This window comes from Glaciihabitans sp. UYNi722 (genome assembly GCF_040549465.1).
Lineage (GTDB): Bacteria > Actinomycetota > Actinomycetes > Actinomycetales > Microbacteriaceae > Lacisediminihabitans.
Genome location: NZ_JBEPTL010000006.1, coordinates 1 through 17,904, shown reverse-complemented (window position 1 = coordinate 17,904; position 17,904 = coordinate 1). Strand labels below are relative to the sequence as shown.

The following is a 17,904-nucleotide window of genomic DNA, read 5'->3' as shown; positions in this document are numbered from 1 at the left end:
AGTTTCTAAACCCCCCAGCGAAGGCCGGCAGTGTTGACCGGCGCATCCCAGAGTTTCAGAAGTTCGTCGTCAGCTGTGAGCAGGGTCACCGAACAGCCGGCCATGTCGAGCGACGTGATGTAGTTGCCGACCAGGTTACGGGCGACCGTGATCCCCGACTTCTCGAGGATCTTCGCCACCTCCCCGTACATCAGGTACAGCTCGATCAGCGGCGTGCCACCCATCCCGTTCAACATCACGATGGCAGGACCGCCGGTGAAGTCGAAGTCGTGCAGAATCGGCTCGACCAGCTGCTGCGCGATGTCGGATGCCGGAGCCAGCGGCACCCGGTGACGCCCGGGCTCCCCATGGATTCCGACCCCCATCTCCATCATGTCATCAGGCAGGTCGAAGGTGGGTTTGCCCGCCGCAGGGACGGTGCAGCTGGTGAGCGCCATGCCCATCGACCGGCCGGATGAGTTAACCCGGCGGGCCAGGTCGGCCACAGCCGCGAGGTCGCGGCCCTCCTCGGCGGCCGCGCCGACGATCTTCTCGAGCAGCACTGTGACGCCCACGCCGCGCCGGCCGGCCGTGTAGGTGGAATCCTCCACCGCGACATCGTCGTTGGTCACGACGGTCTCGACCTTGACGCCGGTCTCGGCATCCGCGAGTTCCGCAGCCATCTCGAAGTTCATGACGTCGCCGGTGTAGTTCTTCACGATGTGCAGCACCCCCGCCCCGCCGTCCGCGACCTTGGTGGCCTCCTGCACCTGGTCGGGTGTCGGCGAGGTGAACACCTCGCCGGAGATCGCCGCGTCGAGCATTCCGAGCCCGACGAATCCGCCGTGCAGGGGTTCGTGTCCCGAGCCGCCGCCGGAGATCACGGCGACTTTGCCTGCTCTCGTCGGTTCACCGCGGTAGATGATCCTGTTGGTGTGGTCGACTCTGAGCTCCGGATGCGCGGCCGCCACCCCCATGAGGGAATCCGCCAACACGTTCGCCGGGTCGTTGATGAGCTTCTTCACGCTGGCACCTCTTCCTCGAGTTCTGTTATTCCCAAGTTAGACCGGCGGATACGCGGCGCGCCAGAGTGCTCGGCGAGCAGTCATCCCGGCGCAGACCTACAGGGCAGCAAGCACCTCGCGCATGAGATTCGCGGTCTCGCTCGGTGTCTTGCCGACCTTGACCCCGGCAGCCTCGAGGGCTTCCTTCTTGCCCTGCGCAGTCCCAGCGCCCGACGAGACGATGGCGCCTGCGTGGCCCATCGTCTTGCCCTCCGGGGCGGTGAAGCCTGCGACATAGCCGACGACCGGCTTGGTCACGTGCGCCTTGATGTAGTCGGCCGCGCGCTCTTCCGCGTCACCACCGATCTCGCCGATCATGACGATCGCCTTCGTCTCGGGGTCGGCTTCGAAGGCCGCAAGGGCGTCGATGTGCGTGGTTCCGATGATCGGGTCGCCGCCGATGCCGATGGCTGTCGAGAAGCCGAGATCGCGGAGTTCGTACATCATCTGGTAGGTCAGCGTTCCCGACTTCGAGACCAGGCCGATCGGACCCTTTCCGGTGATCGTCGCCGGGGTGATGCCCACCAGCGACTCGCCGGGAGTGATGATGCCGGGGCAGTTCGGACCGATGATGCGGGTCTTGCCGCCCTTGGCCTTCGCCGTCGCCCAGAATTCGGCCGAATCCTGGATCGGGATGCCCTCGGTGATCACGACGACGAGCGGGATCTCGGCCTCGATGGCCTCGAGCACCGCGTCTTTGGCGAAAGCCGGCGGAACGAAAACGATCGACACGTCGGCGCCAGTTTTCTCGATGGCTTCGGAGACAGCCCCGAAGACGGGCAGCTCCACGCTGCTCCCATCCACACCGGCGTGGGTGACGGTGGTTCCGGCCTTGCGCGCGTTCACGCCACCGACCACCTGGGTGCCTGCCTTGAGCATCAGTGCGGTGTGCTTGGTGCCCTCGCCGCCGGTGATGCCCTGGACGATGACCGTGGAGTCCTTGTTGAGGAAGATCGACATTCTCGTTATCCCTTACTTACTTCGAAGCCAGTTCGGCGGCCTTGTCGGCGCCTTCGTCCATGGTGTCTGCGAGCGAGACGAGCGGGTGGGCGTAGTCGGCCAGGATCTGGCGACCCTCCTCGACCTTGTTGCCGTCGAGACGCACGACCAGCGGCTTGCTCGCGGTGTCGCCGAGCGTCTTAAGCGCCCCGACAATACCGTTCGCCACGGCGTCGCACGACGTGATGCCACCGAAGACGTTGACGAAGACACTCTTGACCTGAGCATCGCCCAGGATCACATCGAGGCCGTTGGCCATGACCTCTGCGGATGCCCCGCCACCGATGTCGAGGAAGTTGGCCGGCTTCGCGCCGCCCCATTTCTCACCCGCGTAGCTGACCACGTCGAGGGTGGACATCACGAGCCCAGCGCCGTTGCCGATCACGCCGACCTCGCCGTCGAGCTTGACGTAGTTGAGTCCGAGCTTCTTGGCCTTCGCCTCGAGCGGGTCCTCGGCACCGGAGTCGACAAGGGCTTCGTGGTTGGGGTGACGAAACTCCGCGTTCTCGTCGAGTGAGACCTTGCCGTCGAGAGCGATGATGTCGCCCTCCTCGGTGAGCACGAGCGGGTTGACCTCCACCAGGGTCGCATCCTCGCCCTTGTAAACGTCGTAGAGCTTCACGAAGACCGGTGCGACCCTGTCGATGATCTCGGCCGGGAACTTGGCGGCGATGGCGATCTCCTTGGCCTTCGCGAGATCCACGCCGACCAGCGGGTCAACCTCGATGCGGGCGAGTGCCTCCGGACGTTCGACCGCGAGCACCTCGATCTCCACGCCACCCTCGAAGCTCGAGAGGGAGAGGTAGGAGCGGTTCGCCCGGTCCAGCAGCACGGAGAAGTAGTACTCGGATGCGATACGCGCACCCGCTGCGACCATCACGCGCTTGACGGTGTGGCCCTTGATGTCGAGACCGAAGATGGCCTCGGATGCTGTGGCCGCGTCATCCGCATTGTGAGCGACCTTGACTCCGCCGGCCTTGCCGCGCCCGCCGGCCTTGACCTGTGCCTTGACGACGACGGTGCCGCCGAGCTTCTGGGCTGCGGCGCGGACCTCATCGGGAGTGTCCGCGGTGATACCGGCAAGTACCGGCACCCCGTAACTCTCAAAAAGGTCTCGGGCCTGGTACTCGAATAGATCCACGCTGCTTGTCCAATCCGCAGGTCGTTTGTCTGATGGGCCCATGCCGAAATCTCCAACGTCTCGACGTCGAGATAGTTCGACGTCAAGATATCTGGGCCACCAAGAACTCTACCCCCGGCTCAGATGCGCTTCCTCCCAGCGGGCATGACCGCCGAGGAAACATTGGGCATTCTTGCGACTGGCGCCGCTGTACAACGCTGCCCGTGGCAGTCGCACCACCTGAGCCACGCGTTTCTCCGGAGGTTGTGGGGGCGGCGGCCGGGATGACCCCGCAGATCGTGCCTGATAACTGAATCCTCCGGAGAAACTGATGTTGAGTGGTGAGCGCGAGGGAGGTCGGACACGGAAGTTCAGCGTGCGCGTGGCGACATCCGCCGTGACGAGGGTGGCGCGCACCACGGCGCCGGGCTCGAGCGAACCCTCGCAGTTGGCCGTGACTGCGGGATCGGCCAACTGGATGACGCCGCCCTTCGAACTCGCGGAGATCACGGTTGCCTCGAAGATCTCGCCGACCCTGTCGCGCAGGATCGCGGCCTCCACCGCGTCGATGGAACCGTGATCGAGACGCGATGCCACGTCATCGGACTTCGCCATGATCGAGGGGAGGGTCGGCAGGGCCTCGCGCGCCAAGGCAGGGAGCGGCATCCCGGCGGAGATTGCCTCGCAGACCACGAGTACGAATCTGTCGATGAGGCGTCGGAGTGGCGCGGTCGTGTGCGTATAGGGGGCGTCCGACCATGCTGAATCGTTGCGCTTGCGGCATCCGGATGCACCACGCACGCCACGCGCACCCCAACGCCACGGATGCCGACCGCCCCAGCCAGCTCACCGCGGAGCCCCTCCTCGAAGGCGGCAAAGCCGCGCCGGCCAAGGGCATGCCCGACACTTCGGCCAACTGGAATGTGCGGCGGGCATCCGTCGCGCTCGACGGTCAACAGAAACCGGATGACGTGACCACTCTCTCGGTGGCCGCAACGACACTGGCGCTCGCGAGAACCGACGGGTGGTCGATCGTCTCGGTCGCGTGCAAGGCAGACACCCGCGGCCTCGCCTCGGCGACCATCGTGGCGCTGAAAAAACTCGACGGGTTCACCGCCGGCGTCGAGATCACCGTGCTGCCCTCCGGTTGGAGCGCAAGGGCCTACGCTCCGTTCCACCTGCAGAAGGCGAACCACTGGACTCCGCAGAAAGCACTGGCGACCGGAGCATCCTGTGTCGAATCGGCGACCGCGCCGACCGAGGAATCCTAGCCGTCCTCCGCCCCCAACGTCGTCGAGTACGTGCTGGTCTGAGCTGGCGGTCGGCTCCACGACGGAGAATGGTCCCGTGCCACTCACCGATCTCGGAGCCGAAGGCGTGCTGCTCGCCGGCGGCGGCAGGGCGATCCTGCTGCAACTTGCCAACCCCGCGATCGGGCACGCCGTCGCCGACCACAGCAACTTCGCAGCAGATCCGCTTCGGCGCCTACGCAACACCCTCACCTACGTCTACGCCTTGGTTTTCGGCACCCAGGCACAGGTCGCCGCCGTCACCGCGATGGTTCATCGGGCCCACGTGCCCGTGCGGTCGGCGACCTACGATGCTTCGGATGCCCGACTGCAGCTCTGGGTGGCAGCCACCCTCTACGACACCGCCGCCATGATCCACGAACGCATCTTCGGCCCGCTCGACGAGGACGACGCAGATGCCGTCTACCGCGAGTACGCGATCGTCGGCACTGCGCTCGGCATGCCGGCCGTGCTCTGGCCAGCCGACCGTGCGGCGTTCCGCACCTACTGGAACGAGCAGCTGCCGCAGCTCACCGTCGACGACAGGGTGCGCACGGTGTCACGCCAGCTGCTGCATCCGTCGACCGGACCGCTGTGGATGCGAGCCTCCATGCCCTCGGCTCGGCTCGCGACGGCCGGGCTGCTCAGCCCCGAGTTGCGCGACGCCTACGCGCTGCCCTGGAACCCACGCCGCGAGCGACGCTACGAGCGGCTCATTAGCGGAACCGCACGGATCTACCCACACCTGCCGGCACGCCTGCGCCACTGGCCGAAGGACCACTACCTGCGCAAGCTCGGCTAGAGACCCGGTCGTCAGCCCTGCCGCACCCGCCGCCCGGTCGCCCGCCGATGCAACTGCTGTCGTTTCGGCGGTCCGCTGCCGTTTTTTCGACAGCAGACCGCCGAAACGACAGCGGTAACGACAGCGACAGTTAGGCGCAACTCGATGGGCGCTAGACCGGCGTCGCGGTGGCGATTCCGAAGAGCGCGAGCACGATCGGCACAGCGATAGGCAGGATCCCCATCACGAAGGCGACGCAACCCAGCAGAAAGCCGAGAAGCGACAGCCGAGCATCGCGCACTCGCGGATCGCGCTTCAACGCGGCGCGCGAGACCAGGCCGACGACGATCGCGATCGCACCCACCACCGCTGCCGCGGGAAACGGCGCGAGGAGGGCAGCGATCGCTACGACCCCGACTGCCGCGGAGAGGATCGCCGAGCCGGCTGAGGGACGCATCATCGCCCGCGACCGCTGGTCGCTCATGACTAGAGCTTCTCGATCGGGGCCAGCTTGATCAGCAAGCGCTTGCGACCGGCCTTCTCGAACTGCACCTCTGCGATGCTCTTCGCACCGATGCCGATGACAGCGGTGACCTTGCCGTCGCCGAAATCGACGTGACGGATGCGGTCGCCGGCGACCAGCGTGAGGTCACCGTTGTCGCGCACCGTGCCCGTGACCTTGTTGGCCCATTCGGTCTTCGGCTGTGCGGCCCGCGCCGCACGCTCGGCACGCGCGAGAGCGGTCGCGCCGGGACCGCTCGACCCTGATGCGTAGCCAGGGCCCGAAGACCCGGCGCCGAGGGATGAACCGAGGCTGTCGCGGCGGGCGTTGAGTGCTCGCGGCTGGGTGCCGCCTCGGGAGGTGGCCATGCCTGGCGACTGCCGCCACTCGATGAGTTCCGGCGGGATCTCCTGCAGGTAGCGGGAGGGCATCGCCACTGAGACGTCGCCGAACTGGGCCCGCGTCATCGCGAGGGAGAGGTAGAGCTTGCGGCGGGCACGGGTGATGCCGACGTAGAAGAGGCGGCGTTCTTCGGCCGGCCCGCCAGGCTCGCTCGCCGACATCCGATGCGGAAGGAGGTCTTCTTCGACGCCGGTAAGGAACACGGCCTCGTATTCGAGACCCTTCGCCGTGTGCAGTGTCATCAGCGACACTGTCCCGCTCGAGTCGTCGAGGTCATCGGCCGCGGCCACCAAGGAGGTCTCGGTGAGGAAGTCGAGAAGGGTGCCCTCCGGGTTGTTCTTCTGGAACTCCCTCGTTACCGCCACGAGCTCCTCCACGTTCTCGGCGCGAGCCTCATCCTGCGGGTCGCGCGACTGGCGCAGCGCCTCGAGAAATCCGGTCTTCTCGAGCAGCGCGGTGAGCACGTCGGGAACAGGATCGGTGTCCGACGTGAGCGAGACCTCGTCAAGAATCGCACCCAGCCCGAGGATGGCGCCGGTGATCTTGGGACCGAAACCCAGTTCATCCGCATGCCGGAGCGCCTCGCGCAGGGTGACGCCTTCGCGATCCGCGTAGCTCTGCAACGTTGCCTCTGTCACGCCGCCGATGCCACGCTTCGGCGTGTTCATGATGCGGCGAAGGGCCATCGGGTCGGCGGGGTTCGCCACCGAGATGAGGTACCCGAAGGCGTCTTTGATCTCGGCGCGCTCGTAGAACTTGGTGCCGCCGAGCACCCGGTAGGGCAGCGCGGAACGGATGAAGATTTCTTCCAGCGCACGCGTCTGGGCATTGGTGCGGTAGAAGACCGCGATGTCCCGGTACTCGATGCCCTGCTTGTGCAGCTCGGTGATCTCGTCGGCGATGAACTGCGCCTCGTCGTGCTGGCTGTAGCCGGTGAATCCGACGATCTTGTCGCCGTCGCCGACGGTGGTGAAGAGTTTCTTGTCGATGCGGTCGAAGTTGTTGCCGATGACCGCGTTCGCCGCACTGAGGATGTTCTGCGTCGAACGATAGTTCTGCTCGAGCAGAATCGTCTTGGACTGCGGAAAGTCCCGCTCGAATTCGACGATGTTGCGGATATCCGCGCCGCGGAACGCGTAGATCGACTGGTCGGAGTCGCCGACCACGGTCAGCGATGCCGGCTCGAGTTCGCGCGTCGGGTTGCTGAGCAGCGATCCGTCGAATCCGGTCGCGTTCTCGAGCAGGTCGGTGCGCGGCGTCTGGGTCAGCTCGCGGATGAGCGAGTACTGGGCGTGGTTGGTGTCCTGGTATTCGTCGACAAGGATGTGACGGAAGCGCCGCTGGTACAGGGCGGCGACCGCGGGGAAGGCACGGAACAGGTAGACCGTCTGGCCGATGAGGTCATCGAAGTCGAAAGCATTCGCGCTGGAGAGGCTGCGGGTGTACTCGCGGAAGATGTCGAGGAAGACGCGCTCGGCCGGGTCGTTGAAGTTCGCTCCGCGAGCGTAGGACTCCACGTCGTTCAACTCGTTCTTGAGTTTGGAGATCTTGCCGGCGACCTGGCTGACCGTGAAACCGTAGGTGTCGGCATCCAGGTCTTTGATGATCCGTTTGATGAGAGCCCGGGAGTCAGCGGAGTCGTAGATGGTGAAGTTCTTACCGAAGCCGAAGTGTTCCGCTTCACGCCGGAGGATGCGCACACAGGCCGAGTGGAAGGTCGAGATCCACATACCCTGAGCCGCCTGGCCGAGAATCGCCTCGACACGCTCTCGCATCTCCGCCGCGGCCTTGTTGGTAAAGGTGATCGCGAGGATTTGCGACGGCCAGGCCTCACGCGAATCGATCAGGCTCGCGATGCGCCGGGTGAGCACGCTGGTCTTGCCGGAACCCGCGCCCGCAACGATGAGCAGCGCCTGCCCGCGATATTCCACCGCTTCGCGCTGCTGCGGATTGAGACCGGCAAGCAGAGGGGATTCTGTCGGCTCGGCCGGATCCAGGATGAAGGTCATAACTGACCCAATTCTAGAGCCGACCACCGACGGTCGGCGGTCAGAGGCTGTCGCGCACCTCGATGGCGAGGTCGGGCTGGTCGGCGAAGACGCCGTCCACCCCCATCCGCATGATGCTCTCGAACTCGCGGCGCCAGTCGCCGAAATCGCCGGGCGTCGATCCATGCCGCAGCCCCTTGGCGAGGAAACTGTTCTCCGCGCGGAGGGTCCAGCAGAAGACGGAGAGACCGGCCTCGTGCGCCAGGGACACCACATCCGCTCCCCCCGGTTTCTGGAGGATGTGCTTGTTGACGCTGACTCCGTCGACAGTGGCCGCGAGTTCCTCAAGCCCTTCGCGGGTGAGATAGTCGGCGTACTGCAGCGCTTCCTTACCCCGTGCCGCGACCTGGTCCGCCGGAGCCCCCGATGCCTCGACCAAGAAGACCAGGCCACCACGGATGCCCCGCTCACGGATCTTCAGCAGCACCGTCTTCTCGAAGCACTCGATCGTGAGCCGGCCGTCGCTCTCCCAGCCGGCGGCGCTCAGTTCGCCAGCGAACAGCTCGTCGAGCGGCATTCCGATGGATTCGAAGTAGGTGGCGTGTTTGATCTCCGCGACCATCCCGATGCGGCGGTCCGCGCCGTCGAGGAGGTCGAGCAGGTCGGTCAGGCGGAGGATGCCCTGGTCGCCGGTGTGCCTGACGTTGGCCGTGCGGATCTTCGGCAGCCGTTCCGTCGCGCGCAGGGTGCTGAGCTCTGCCCAGGTGAAGTCTTCCGTAAACCAGCCGGTGAGCTTCTGGCCGTCGATGTATTTGGTGGTGCGGCGGTCGGCGAACTCCCGGTGCGCCGCGACATCCGTTGTTTCGGAGATCTCGTTCTCATGCCGAAGCACGAGCACCCGGTCTTTGCTGACGACGATGTCGGGCTCGACAGCATCCGCACCCTGCTCGGACGCCAGCTCGTAGGCGGCACGCGTGTGTTCCGGGCGGTAGCCGCTTGCACCACGGTGAGCGATCACGAGGGGGAGAGATGTCACGCTGCAACGCTACGCGATTGCGCCAGAACAACTCTTGGTAACCTGCTGCGCATGGGCAATTGCGCGAACTGCGGCACCGCGCTCGACCCCGCGTGGAAGTTCTGCATCCATTGCGGTGCGCCGGTTCGACGCACGTTCGTCGAGCCGATTCCGGCCGCAATCCGCCCTGTCGACGAAGCAGGGACGGCGAAACCGACGAAGGATCGTTCCACCCTCATCGGCATCATCGTCGCGATCGCGGGAGTCGCACTCATCATCGTTGTGGCGACGCTGGTCTTCTCTACCCATGGCTGAGGCGGGCGGATGGCGCGAGCCGACGTCGCGCATCCCGCTGCGCTGGGGAGGCTATCGCAGTCGGTACCTCGCCGCACTCATCCTGATCCTCGCCGGGGCGCTCCTGGTGCAGGCGACCAGCGCCTACACCGATTACTTCCTCACCATCGGGCTGGCCGCCCACGTGCTCGGCTGGTTGATCCTGCCGGGCCGTGGAGGGCGTCGTCTCGCCGCAGCACTTCCGAGCGCGCTCCTGGTGGGGCTGCTCCTGCTCGGCTCGATCGCCTGCGTGCTGCTCGTGGTTGCGCTGGCGTTTTGGTTCCTCGTGCGGCAGCGTCCGGCGGTCAGTTACCTCACGATGCTCCTGCCCCTGATCAGCGGCCTGGTCCTCGGCTGGCTCTACCCGCAATACGGCGATGGAGGCATCGTCGTCGGGGTCTCCATGGTCGTGATCGTTGGCTCTGCCTGGCTCGGCCAATCCATCGCTAAAAGCAGGCAAATCCCCAGCAATACGGATGCCCGGCTCCGGTAAACTGGGTGCATGGCATCCTCCAACCCTGCATTCAACAACTCCCCAGCTTTCTCTGAGCGAGCCAGTACTGCGGCGAAGCTGACGAGGAACACCACTCCTTCCACTGAGGGCATGACAGCACAGCAGTTGACGGAGCTCTACAGCCAGCCCTCCGCGACCCCGTCGCAGACGGATCGCATGAGCTACGAAGACACGATGGTGAAGATCGTCACGACCTTCGCGATTCTGCTCGTGGGCGCGGTGATCGGCTGGTTCGTTCCCGTGCTGGCCTTCCCCGCAGCGCTCGTCGGCTTCGGCCTCGCTCTCGTCAACATCTTCAAGAAGAAGCCGTCGCCGGCGCTGATCATCGCCTACTCCGCCGTCGAGGGTATTTTCGTCGGTGGCATCACGGTGTTCTTCGAGTCGAAGTTCCCCGGCATCGCCATTCAGGCCGTGATCGGAACCTTCGTCGTCGTCGGCGTGACGCTCGCCCTCTTCGTCAGCGGCAAGGTTCGCGCGTCGAAGAAGGCCACCAAGGTGTTCCTGATCGCGATGATCGGTTACGCCATCTTCTCGGTGATCAATGTGATCCTGAGCGTGACCGGTGTCAACAGCGACCCCCTCGGCCTCCAGGGCAGTCTGACGATCTTCGGCATTCCGCTTGGCGTGATCATCGGCCCGCTGGTGATCATCATGGCCGCCTATTCGCTCGTGCTCGATTTCGACAGCATCAAGACCGGTGTGCAGCGTGGCGCACCGCGCGTCTACGGCTGGGTCGGCGCCTTCGGCATCATGGTCACCGTCGTCTGGCTGTACCTGGAGATCCTGCGCCTGCTGGCGCTCCTCCGCCGCTAGTCAGGGTCCCGCTGGTTGAGCGGTCCCGCTGGTCAAGCTGCTGCGCAGTATCCGCGCGCTCCGCTCCGCGTCGTCCGCGCGCCGTTTTGTTATCTGCGCGTAGGTTGTGACGTCAGCGCGGATAACAAAAAACCGCGCGGATGCCGATTACCTCGACGCGCGAGATGGCCTTCCAGAGGATCAGTCGCGCCAGCCGAGCGGCCCTGCCACCTGCTCCACGATGGTTTCAAGCAGGTGCGCGTTGTAGTCGACCCCCAGCTGGTTCGGTACGGTGACCAGCACCGTGTCTGCGGCCTGCACAGCAGCATCCGTCCCGAGGCTCACGACGATCTCGTCGGGCGCACCGACGTAGCTCTTGCCGAAGCGTGCCAGCCCGCCGTCGAGATGACCGATCTGGTCTTCGCTGTCGCGCTCGCGCCCGAAATACTCCCAGTCCTTCTGCGTGGTGAGCGGAAGGATGCTGCGACTCACCGACACCCGCGGCTCGCCCCCGTGTCCCGCTGCCGCCCAGGCCTCGCGGTAGATCGCGATCTGCTCTGCCTGCAGTTCGTCGAACGGGACGCCGGTGTCTTCGGCTAGCAGGGTGGAACTCATGAGGTTCATGCCCTGTTCGCCGGTCCACTTCGCGGTTGCGCGCGTGCCGGAACCCCACCAGATGCGGTCGCTGAGGCCGGGCGACTGGGGTTGGATGGCGAGGAGCCCGCTGCGTCCGGTCATCTGCGGGTTCGCGGGGGCGACACCGGCACCGGCGATCGCGGCGCGGAAGATTTCGGTCTTCGTGCGTGCGTCATCCGCATCCGTCTCGCCTTCGGTGGGCACGTAGCCGAACGACTCATAGCCGTTGAGCGCCGTCTCGGGTGAGCCACGACTGAGGCCGAGCTGCAGGCGCCCGCCGCTGATGAGGTCAGCGGCTGCGGCATCCTCCGCCATGTAGAGCGGGTTCTCATAACGCATATCGATGACCGCCGTGCCGATCTCGATCGTTGACGTGCGAGCACCGATGGCGGCAAGCAGCGGGAACGGGCTCGCCAGCTGTGGGGCGAAGTGATGCACGCGCAGGTAGGCACCGTCGATGCCGAGCTCTTCCGCGGCGACCGCCAGTTCGATCGTCTGCACGAGAGCATCCCGCGCCGTGCGAGCGACTGAACCCGGCACGGGCTGGTAGTGGCCGAAGGAGAGAAAACCGATGCGCTTCACTGTGCGTTCAGCGTAAGCCCGCCGTAGAGTATTCCCGCGGCGGGCTCAACGACCAGGCTCAGCCGAGTTGACGAGCACACGCCGGCACGCTAGGGCTTGAGGATGCGCACCCGACTGATGGCCCAGACCGCAGTGCCGACAATGCCGATCGCAACCGCGACGCCCACGCCGTAGAGGGCAACGATCCCGTAGCCGAGGTTCGGGTTAAGGAACGGGTACGGCACCCAACCGTCGGTAGCACCACGGATGAGCACCACGATGAGCCACACAAGCGGATAGATCAGCACTATCCAGAAGCGCTTCCACGGCACCGCGGTGCGGTCGCCGAAGAAGACCCAGTCGATGGCGGCGTAGATCGGCAGCGCGACGTGAAGTACCGTATTCGCCCACTCCAGGGAGATGCCGCCCTCGAGGCCGGCAAGCAGCGTGTTGTAGACGATGCCGACTGTCACGATGTAGGTGGTGGCAGAGGCACGGGCAAGTGCCAGCCCGCGGGACTGACGACGACCGGCGACGGCAGCAATCAGGCATACGACGATGAAGAGGATGTTGCTCTGGATCGTGAAGTACCCGAAGAAGTTGAATGGGTTGATGGTGCTGCGACTGGCTGTGTCGACAGTGGTTGCGATGATCGCCGCGATGCCGACCATCGCGACGATGATCCGGATGATGGCAAAGCCGAGCTTCATGCTCGAATGTTAGCGCCCACGGCTGGTTCCGTAGCGCATATGCGCGCCTCAGCGGCGTGGCAGCATTCCTCTGCGTCCTACTCCCACTCGATAGTGCCCGGCGGCTTGGACGTGACATCCAGCACGACACGGTTAACCCCGGCCACCTCGTTGGTGATCCGGTTGCTGATCTTCGCGAGCACGTCGTAGGGCAGGCGGGTCCAGTCCGCGGTCATCGCATCCTCGGATGAGACCGGCCGCAGCACGATCGGGTGCCCGTAGGTTCGACCGTCGCCCTGCACTCCGACCGAGCGCACGTCGGCGAGCAGCACGACGGGGCACTGCCAGATCTCCTGGTCGAGTCCGGCCGCCGTCAGTTCGGCGCGCACGATGGCATCCGCGGAACGCAGCAGTTCAAGGCGGTCGCGGGTGACCTCGCCGACGATACGGATGCCGAGGCCGGGGCCGGGGAACGGCTGGCGGCCGACGATTATCTCCGGCAGTCCGAGCTCACGGCCGATGGCGCGCACCTCGTCTTTGAACAGGGCGCGCAGTGGTTCGACCAGCGCGAACTGAAGGTCTTCCGGCAGGCCGCCGACGTTGTGGTGGCTCTTGATGTTGGCGGTGCCGGTGCCTCCGCCGGACTCCACGACATCCGGATACAGCGTGCCCTGCACCAGGAACTTGATCGGTTCGCCGTCTGATGCGGCTTCGAGCACCAGGTCGGATGCCGCGGTCTCGAAGCTACGGATGAACTCGCGACCGATGATCTTGCGCTTCTGCTCGGGGTCGGTGACGCCTTCGAGCGCGTCGAGGAACTGGTCGACGGCGTCGACGGTGACCAGGCGCACACCCGTGGACGCGACGTAGTCCTCTTCCACCTGGCGGCGCTCGTCCTGGCGCAGGAGTCCGTGGTCGACGAAGATACAGACCAGCTGGTCACCGATGGCCTTATGCACGATCGCGGCCGCGACGGCGGAGTCGACGCCGCCGGAGAGCCCACAAATGACGCGGCCGCTACCAACCTGCTCGCGAATGCGCAGCACCTGCTCGGCGATGACGTTGCCGCTGTTCCAGTCGCCGGGGATTCCCGCGGCGTCATGCAGGAAGTTCTCGAGCACCCGCTGGCCGAACGGGGAGTGTTTGACCTCCGGGTGCCACTGCACGCCGTACATTTTCTTCTCGTCGCTGGCGAAGGCTGCGACAAGGGTCGACGCGCTCGACGCGAGAACGTCGAAGCCCGCGGGAGCCTTGGAGACCGAGTCGCCGTGGCTCATCCATGCGGTCTGCTCGTCTGGTTGTCCACTGAGCAGGCGACCGCCGTCACCCTGCAGGTGAACCGCGGTCGAGCCGTACTCACGCAAACCGGTGTTGGCGACCTCGCCGCCGAGCTGCTGCGCCATCACCTGGAATCCGTAGCAGATTCCGAGAACCGGAACACCGAGCTTGAGAATGCCGGGGTCGAGCGAGGGCGAACCCTCCTCGTACACGCTGGACGGCCCACCGCTCAACACGATGCCGGATGGGTTCCTCGCGGCGACCTCTTCCGCGGTGATGGTGTGAGGCACGATCTCCGAGTAGACGTTCGCCTCGCGCACACGACGTGCGATCAGCTGGGCGTACTGGGCTCCGAAGTCGACGACTAAGACGGGCTGGTGGGAGGTCTCACGCTGGGTTGTCTCACGCTGAGTTGTCTCACGCTGAGTTGTCTCACGCTGAGTTGTCTCACGCTGAGTTGTCTCACGCTGTGTGCTCTCGCTAATGGGGGGCGGCCTCTGCTCTCTGTGTGGCGACGGGGGCGGTGGCTTCGAGTTCCGCGAGCTCGCGGGTTGCCCGGCGCGAGATGAAATGCTCGACGATGAAGGAGAGGAACGGCACCACTCCGCCGAGGGCGATCTGGATAAAGCGACTGAATGGCCAGCGCATCAGGCTCCACAACCGGAAATCAGTGAACAGGTAGACGACGTAGAGCCAGCCGTGGGCGATCAGGATGCCGGTGCTGAGGTTGACCGCGCGAACGGTGCCATCCGGCACAAGCGCGATGAACCCGTTGGTACCGCCCAGTTCGATCTCACGATGGATCGGCGTGTACTTGAACACCATCTCGAGGACGAGCAGCAACAGGAGCGTGCCGGTGACGTAGGCCGACACCTTGTACAGCTTCAGTGCCCCGCGAATCTTCGGGATGTCGGAAATCTTGGGACGCAGGGCCATGGTGTTAGTTTACTTCCGCTGTTTCGGTCGCCTGTGCTTCTTCCTGCTCGCGCTCCCAGGCATCCTTCACGAGGCGATACCAAAGGAAGAGCGCGAAGCCGGCGAAGACCACCCACTCCGCTGCATAGAAGATGTTGAGCAGGTTGACCTCGACGTCGGAACTCGGCGCGGGCGAGTCGATCGCGGCGAGGCCGGATGCTTTCTCCGAGTCGACGAGGTAGCCGCCGTAGACGCCGCCGGAATCCGTCGCCTTCCAGATGTTGATCATCGATCCGGCCGACAGCGTGCTCAGCTTGCCGTGCTCGAAATCGCTGTCCTGAGGCCCTTCGTCGGGGAAGTAACGGCCAGCGACGCTCACGCTTCCCGAAGCCTGCGAACCCGAGAGCGCCTCCATCGCGGATGCCGCTTTCGCACGGTCCGGCGCCCAACCGAGCGCCACGGCCAACCCCGCAGGGTTCCCGCCCTCGACGTTCGCGGCGAAGTGGCCAACCACCCAATATCCCGTGTTCCCGCCGTTGAGTCGGCCGCTGACGAGCAGGTAGTCGTCCGGAACCCAAGCGCCTGTCACTTTCACGAGCTGGGCGGCCGCGGCATCCACGACCCCCGCCTGCGGCTTGGCAATCGTGTCGAGGTCCACGAGAGTCTCCGTGTCACGGGTGACGACGGTGCCGGTCGAGACGCTTCTGGCGAGCTGCCACTGGCTGAGTGCGGCGAAGACCGCCGCGAGAGCGAGAGCGAAGATGAGCGCGGCGATCCAGCGGGGGCGCCGTGCGACGGACCACATTGCCTAGTACTCCGGATCTCTCTGACGTTCGGTCAGCTCGTCCGACTGCTGCATGGCCTGTTCGATCAGGCGATCCGCGGCGTTCACCGCATGCTCGGGTTCCCCGGGTTCCATGTCTGCTGTCGCGGCCTCGACGAGCGCGATGTTCTCCTTGATCATCGCATCGCCACCCTGCGCCTTTGCCGTGGGTTCGCTCGCCGCTTTCGCCTTGGCGCGTGCCCGCGCCTTCGGTCGGAGGAAGCGGTTGCCGAATCTCTCGGAGTTGACGGCCAGTATCGGGCCGACGATTGCCATGATGAGTACGTAGAGGCCGGCGAAAGGCGTGAGCCTCTGGTCGAGGCCCGCGGCTGTGGCGAGGGTCGCGAGGATCAGCGCGAACTCGCCGCGGTTCTGCAGCATAGCGCTCGCGTTGAAGCCTTCAGCCGGCGTCAGTTTGTTGAACCAGGCGATGAGCTGGCCGCCCAGAGTGTTGACCACGAGGGTGAGCACCACCGCGACGGCGACGGGCACGGCGACCCCGCCGAAAGTGCCTGGGTCGAGTGCGAGACCGAAGTTGAGGAAGAAGAAGGCACCGAAGACATCGCGAAGCGGTAATGCGAACTGCTCGATGCGAGTGCGGAATCGGGTGGCGCCGAGCACCAGGCCGATGAGGAACGCTCCGATCGCATCCGAGACGCCGAGCAGCTCGCCGATGCCACCGAATGCCACGGCCAGGCCGAAGAACAGGATGGTGAACAACTCATCGTCCCTGGTCTGGACAAGTCGCGAGACGACCCTGCCACCCCAGCGCGCGAGCGCGAACATCGCCACCAGGAAGGCGAAGGAGATGGTCATCTGCAGCACGATCGGCCAGAAGCCGCTCTCACCGCGCAGCACCACGGAAATGATCGCGAGGTAGATGGCGACGAAGACATCTTCCAGCACCATAATGCCCAGGATCGCGGGCGTCTCACGGTTGGCGAGGCGTCGAAACTCGATGAGCAGCTTGGTAACGATCGCGCTCGAGGATGTCGCGGTCATTCCGGCGATGATGAGGGCCTCACGCGTGCCCCAACCAACCCACAGGCCGAAGCCGAACCCCACGGCCATGTTGATCAGGATGCGGGTGCCGCCGGAGAGCAGCAGCGCCCTCAGATTGCCGTAGAACTCATCCTGGTCGAATTCCAGACCAAGGCTGAAGAGCAGAAATATCAGGCCGAAGACGGCGACCAACTCGACATCCGCCGATTTGAAGCTCAGCGGGAAGAGGTGGAAGTGCGGGCTGGCGATGAGCCCCACGAGCATGTAGATCGGGATGGCGGGAAGACCGATCCTCTTACCCAGGCGACCGAGAACATAGGCGATGACGAAGAGCAGACCGAGGACGAGGAGTTCTTCACCCAGATGCATGCTTACTCCCCGGGCGGAGAGTCGACCGACACCTTCTGAGGCAGTTCGCCGGTGCGATAGAAGTTGAAGGCCTTCGCGACCTTTTCCGGCGAACCCGCTACGACGAGGGTGTCACCGGGGAAGACCTTGAAATCGTCGGCCGGAGCCGGGTTCGCCGACTCTCCGCGCACGACCGCGACGACGGTGAGACCCACGACCCCGCGCAGGGCGAGGTTGCCGAGCTGCTGGCCCGCGATGTGGTCGTCGTAGTCGACGGTGAACCAGTCGATGCTGAGCCCGGGGATCTGGTCGAGCTTGTCGAGACCCTCGGTAATGCGTGTGCCGCCGAGCAGTTCGGCGAGAGTGTGGGCTTCGTCTTCGCTGAGGCGCAGGGAAACCTTGTTGGCGTCCGCGCCGTCTTCTTCGTCGGCGAAGGTGATGAGGTCGCTGTGGCCGGAACGGTGGGTGATAACGCCCGCTTTGCCGCCATCCGCAGTGACGAAGGTGTGCAGCACACCGACTCCGGGCAGCTTGACCCGACGAACGTCGACCATGCAGTGACTCCTTCAGGATCGTGGGGATTTATCCCAGTCTACCGGGCCGTTTGCCTGCCGCTGCAGGCGTTCGCCGGCGGCGCAGCGGTGGCGGCGGCCCATCACGGATCCCTGCTTTGCCGCCTGCTTCATGCCTCGTGCCTCGTGCCGCTCGTCCGCTGACGGAGGATGTCGTGCGCTGTCGTTTGGGGGGGGGGGGGGGGGGGGGGGGGCCGCGCGCCCCCCCCCCCCCCCCCCCCCCCCACAAAAGCGGGGGGGGGGGCCCCCCCCCCCCCCCCCACCGGGGGGGGTGCCCACCCCCGGCCACCCCCCGGGGCGGC

Annotated in this window: 19 protein-coding genes and 1 pseudogene; 6 read left to right on the top strand and 14 right to left on the bottom strand. The window is 65.4% G+C overall.

The window, feature by feature from the left end; all coding sequences use genetic code 11:
* Positions 1–5 precede the first annotated feature (5 nt).
* From dhaK to ABIB56_RS05800, 4 genes are all read right to left on the bottom strand, one after another.
* Positions 6–1,004, bottom strand: coding sequence for a dihydroxyacetone kinase subunit DhaK (gene dhaK, locus ABIB56_RS05815; RefSeq protein ID WP_354568084.1), 999 nt, complete (start codon positions 1,002–1,004; stop codon positions 6–8).
* A 96-nt stretch (positions 1,005–1,100) separates the two neighbouring features.
* Positions 1,101–2,003, bottom strand: a complete 903-nt coding sequence (sucD, locus tag ABIB56_RS05810; RefSeq protein WP_354568083.1) for a succinate--CoA ligase subunit alpha — start codon at positions 2,001–2,003, stop codon at positions 1,101–1,103.
* A gap of 16 nt (positions 2,004–2,019) precedes the next feature.
* Positions 2,020–3,183, bottom strand: a complete 1,164-nt coding sequence (gene sucC, locus ABIB56_RS05805) for an ADP-forming succinate--CoA ligase subunit beta (RefSeq protein WP_354568082.1) — start codon at positions 3,181–3,183, stop codon at positions 2,020–2,022.
* Between the two features lie 108 nt (positions 3,184–3,291).
* Positions 3,292–3,963 (bottom strand): hypothetical protein, encoded by a 672-nt coding sequence (locus ABIB56_RS05800; protein WP_354568081.1) that lies wholly within the window; start codon positions 3,961–3,963, stop codon positions 3,292–3,294.
* Here ABIB56_RS05800 and ABIB56_RS05795 point away from each other — a divergent pair.
* Both ABIB56_RS05795 and ABIB56_RS05790 read left to right on the top strand, forming a co-directional pair.
* Positions 3,951–4,433, top strand: coding sequence for a hypothetical protein (locus ABIB56_RS05795; RefSeq protein ID WP_354568080.1), 483 nt, complete (start codon positions 3,951–3,953; stop codon positions 4,431–4,433). The two genes, ABIB56_RS05800 and ABIB56_RS05795, sit on opposite strands and share 13 nt — an antisense overlap.
* Before the next feature lie 76 nt (positions 4,434–4,509).
* A complete protein-coding gene (locus tag ABIB56_RS05790; RefSeq protein ID WP_354568079.1) occupies positions 4,510–5,253 on the top strand; it encodes an oxygenase MpaB family protein in 744 nt (247 codons plus the stop codon).
* Between the two features lie 151 nt (positions 5,254–5,404).
* On the opposite strand, the gene ABIB56_RS05785 is transcribed toward ABIB56_RS05790, so the two are convergent.
* The 3 genes from ABIB56_RS05785 to ABIB56_RS05775 are packed head-to-tail and all read right to left on the bottom strand — an operon-like array spanning position 5,405 to position 9,160.
* A complete protein-coding gene (locus tag ABIB56_RS05785; protein WP_354568078.1) occupies positions 5,405–5,716 on the bottom strand; it encodes a hypothetical protein in 312 nt (103 codons plus the stop codon).
* A gap of 2 nt (positions 5,717–5,718) precedes the next feature.
* On the bottom strand, positions 5,719–8,145 hold the full coding sequence (locus tag ABIB56_RS05780; protein WP_354568077.1) for an ATP-dependent helicase: 2,427 nt from the start codon (positions 8,143–8,145) through the stop codon (positions 5,719–5,721).
* A 40-nt stretch (positions 8,146–8,185) separates the two neighbouring features.
* On the bottom strand, positions 8,186–9,160 hold the full coding sequence (locus tag ABIB56_RS05775; protein WP_354568076.1) for a glycerophosphodiester phosphodiesterase family protein: 975 nt from the start codon (positions 9,158–9,160) through the stop codon (positions 8,186–8,188).
* A gap of 51 nt (positions 9,161–9,211) precedes the next feature.
* Between ABIB56_RS05775 and ABIB56_RS05770 the strand changes: the two genes are divergently transcribed.
* From ABIB56_RS05770 to ABIB56_RS05760, 3 genes are read left to right on the top strand one after another with little or no spacing between them, the layout of a single operon-like run.
* Complete coding sequence (locus tag ABIB56_RS05770; protein WP_354568075.1) at positions 9,212–9,454, top strand: zinc-ribbon domain-containing protein; 243 nt, start codon at positions 9,212–9,214, stop codon at positions 9,452–9,454.
* Positions 9,447–9,965, top strand: coding sequence for a hypothetical protein (locus ABIB56_RS05765; protein WP_354568074.1), 519 nt, complete (start codon positions 9,447–9,449; stop codon positions 9,963–9,965). Before ABIB56_RS05770 ends, ABIB56_RS05765 begins: the two co-directional genes overlap by 8 nt.
* Before the next feature lie 9 nt (positions 9,966–9,974).
* Entirely contained in the window at positions 9,975–10,799 is an 825-nt protein-coding gene (locus tag ABIB56_RS05760; protein WP_354568073.1) for a Bax inhibitor-1/YccA family protein, read from the top strand.
* 180 nt (positions 10,800–10,979) lie between these two features.
* On the opposite strand, the gene ABIB56_RS05755 is transcribed toward ABIB56_RS05760, so the two are convergent.
* From ABIB56_RS05755 to guaA, 3 genes and pseudogenes are all read right to left on the bottom strand, one after another.
* Positions 10,980–11,996, bottom strand: coding sequence for an LLM class flavin-dependent oxidoreductase (locus ABIB56_RS05755; RefSeq protein WP_354568072.1), 1,017 nt, complete (start codon positions 11,994–11,996; stop codon positions 10,980–10,982).
* A gap of 89 nt (positions 11,997–12,085) precedes the next feature.
* A complete protein-coding gene (locus tag ABIB56_RS05750) occupies positions 12,086–12,685 on the bottom strand; it encodes a Pr6Pr family membrane protein (protein ID WP_354568071.1) in 600 nt (199 codons plus the stop codon).
* 77 nt (positions 12,686–12,762) lie between these two features.
* Positions 12,763–14,331 (bottom strand): annotated as a pseudogene (gene guaA, locus ABIB56_RS05745) (glutamine-hydrolyzing GMP synthase); the annotation flags it as partial.
* On the opposite strand from guaA, the gene ABIB56_RS05740 reads away from it, so the two are divergent.
* The gene (locus tag ABIB56_RS05740) at positions 14,268–14,426 is read left to right on the top strand and encodes a pentapeptide repeat-containing protein (RefSeq protein ID WP_354568070.1); all 159 of its coding nucleotides are present in this window, start codon (positions 14,268–14,270) and stop codon (positions 14,424–14,426) included. The pseudogene guaA and the gene ABIB56_RS05740 sit on opposite strands and share 64 nt — an antisense overlap.
* Here ABIB56_RS05740 and ABIB56_RS05735 read toward each other — a convergent pair.
* From ABIB56_RS05735 to ABIB56_RS05720, 4 genes are read right to left on the bottom strand one after another with little or no spacing between them, the layout of a single operon-like run.
* Positions 14,423–14,878 (bottom strand): DUF3817 domain-containing protein, encoded by a 456-nt coding sequence (locus ABIB56_RS05735; RefSeq protein ID WP_354568069.1) that lies wholly within the window; start codon positions 14,876–14,878, stop codon positions 14,423–14,425. The genes ABIB56_RS05740 and ABIB56_RS05735 overlap by 4 nt on opposite strands.
* 4 nt (positions 14,879–14,882) lie before the next feature.
* Positions 14,883–15,662 (bottom strand): SURF1 family cytochrome oxidase biogenesis protein, encoded by a 780-nt coding sequence (locus ABIB56_RS05730; protein ID WP_354568068.1) that lies wholly within the window; start codon positions 15,660–15,662, stop codon positions 14,883–14,885.
* 3 nt (positions 15,663–15,665) lie between these two features.
* Positions 15,666–17,051, bottom strand: coding sequence for a cation:proton antiporter (locus ABIB56_RS05725; RefSeq protein WP_354568067.1), 1,386 nt, complete (start codon positions 17,049–17,051; stop codon positions 15,666–15,668).
* A gap of 2 nt (positions 17,052–17,053) precedes the next feature.
* On the bottom strand, positions 17,054–17,584 hold the full coding sequence (locus ABIB56_RS05720; protein WP_354568066.1) for a cation:proton antiporter regulatory subunit: 531 nt from the start codon (positions 17,582–17,584) through the stop codon (positions 17,054–17,056).
* Between the last annotated feature and the right edge of the window lie 320 nt (positions 17,585–17,904).

Coding starts and splice junctions, on each gene's coding strand:
- sucD (WP_354568083.1), bottom strand. CDS start 2,003: ATGTCGATCTTCCTCAACAAGGACTCCACGGTCATCGTCCAGGGCATC.
- ABIB56_RS05795 (WP_354568080.1), top strand. CDS start 3,951: ATGCACCACGCACGCCACGCGCACCCCAACGCCACGGATGCCGACCGC.
- ABIB56_RS05785 (WP_354568078.1), bottom strand. CDS start 5,716: ATGAGCGACCAGCGGTCGCGGGCGATGATGCGTCCCTCAGCCGGCTCG.
- ABIB56_RS05780 (WP_354568077.1), bottom strand. CDS start 8,145: ATGACCTTCATCCTGGATCCGGCCGAGCCGACAGAATCCCCTCTGCTT.
- ABIB56_RS05770 (WP_354568075.1), top strand. CDS start 9,212: ATGGGCAATTGCGCGAACTGCGGCACCGCGCTCGACCCCGCGTGGAAG.
- ABIB56_RS05765 (WP_354568074.1), top strand. CDS start 9,447: ATGGCTGAGGCGGGCGGATGGCGCGAGCCGACGTCGCGCATCCCGCTG.
- ABIB56_RS05760 (WP_354568073.1), top strand. CDS start 9,975: ATGGCATCCTCCAACCCTGCATTCAACAACTCCCCAGCTTTCTCTGAG.
- ABIB56_RS05750 (WP_354568071.1), bottom strand. CDS start 12,685: ATGAAGCTCGGCTTTGCCATCATCCGGATCATCGTCGCGATGGTCGGC.
- ABIB56_RS05735 (WP_354568069.1), bottom strand. CDS start 14,878: ATGGCCCTGCGTCCCAAGATTTCCGACATCCCGAAGATTCGCGGGGCA.
- ABIB56_RS05730 (WP_354568068.1), bottom strand. CDS start 15,662: ATGTGGTCCGTCGCACGGCGCCCCCGCTGGATCGCCGCGCTCATCTTC.
- ABIB56_RS05725 (WP_354568067.1), bottom strand. CDS start 17,051: ATGCATCTGGGTGAAGAACTCCTCGTCCTCGGTCTGCTCTTCGTCATC.
- ABIB56_RS05720 (WP_354568066.1), bottom strand. CDS start 17,584: ATGGTCGACGTTCGTCGGGTCAAGCTGCCCGGAGTCGGTGTGCTGCAC.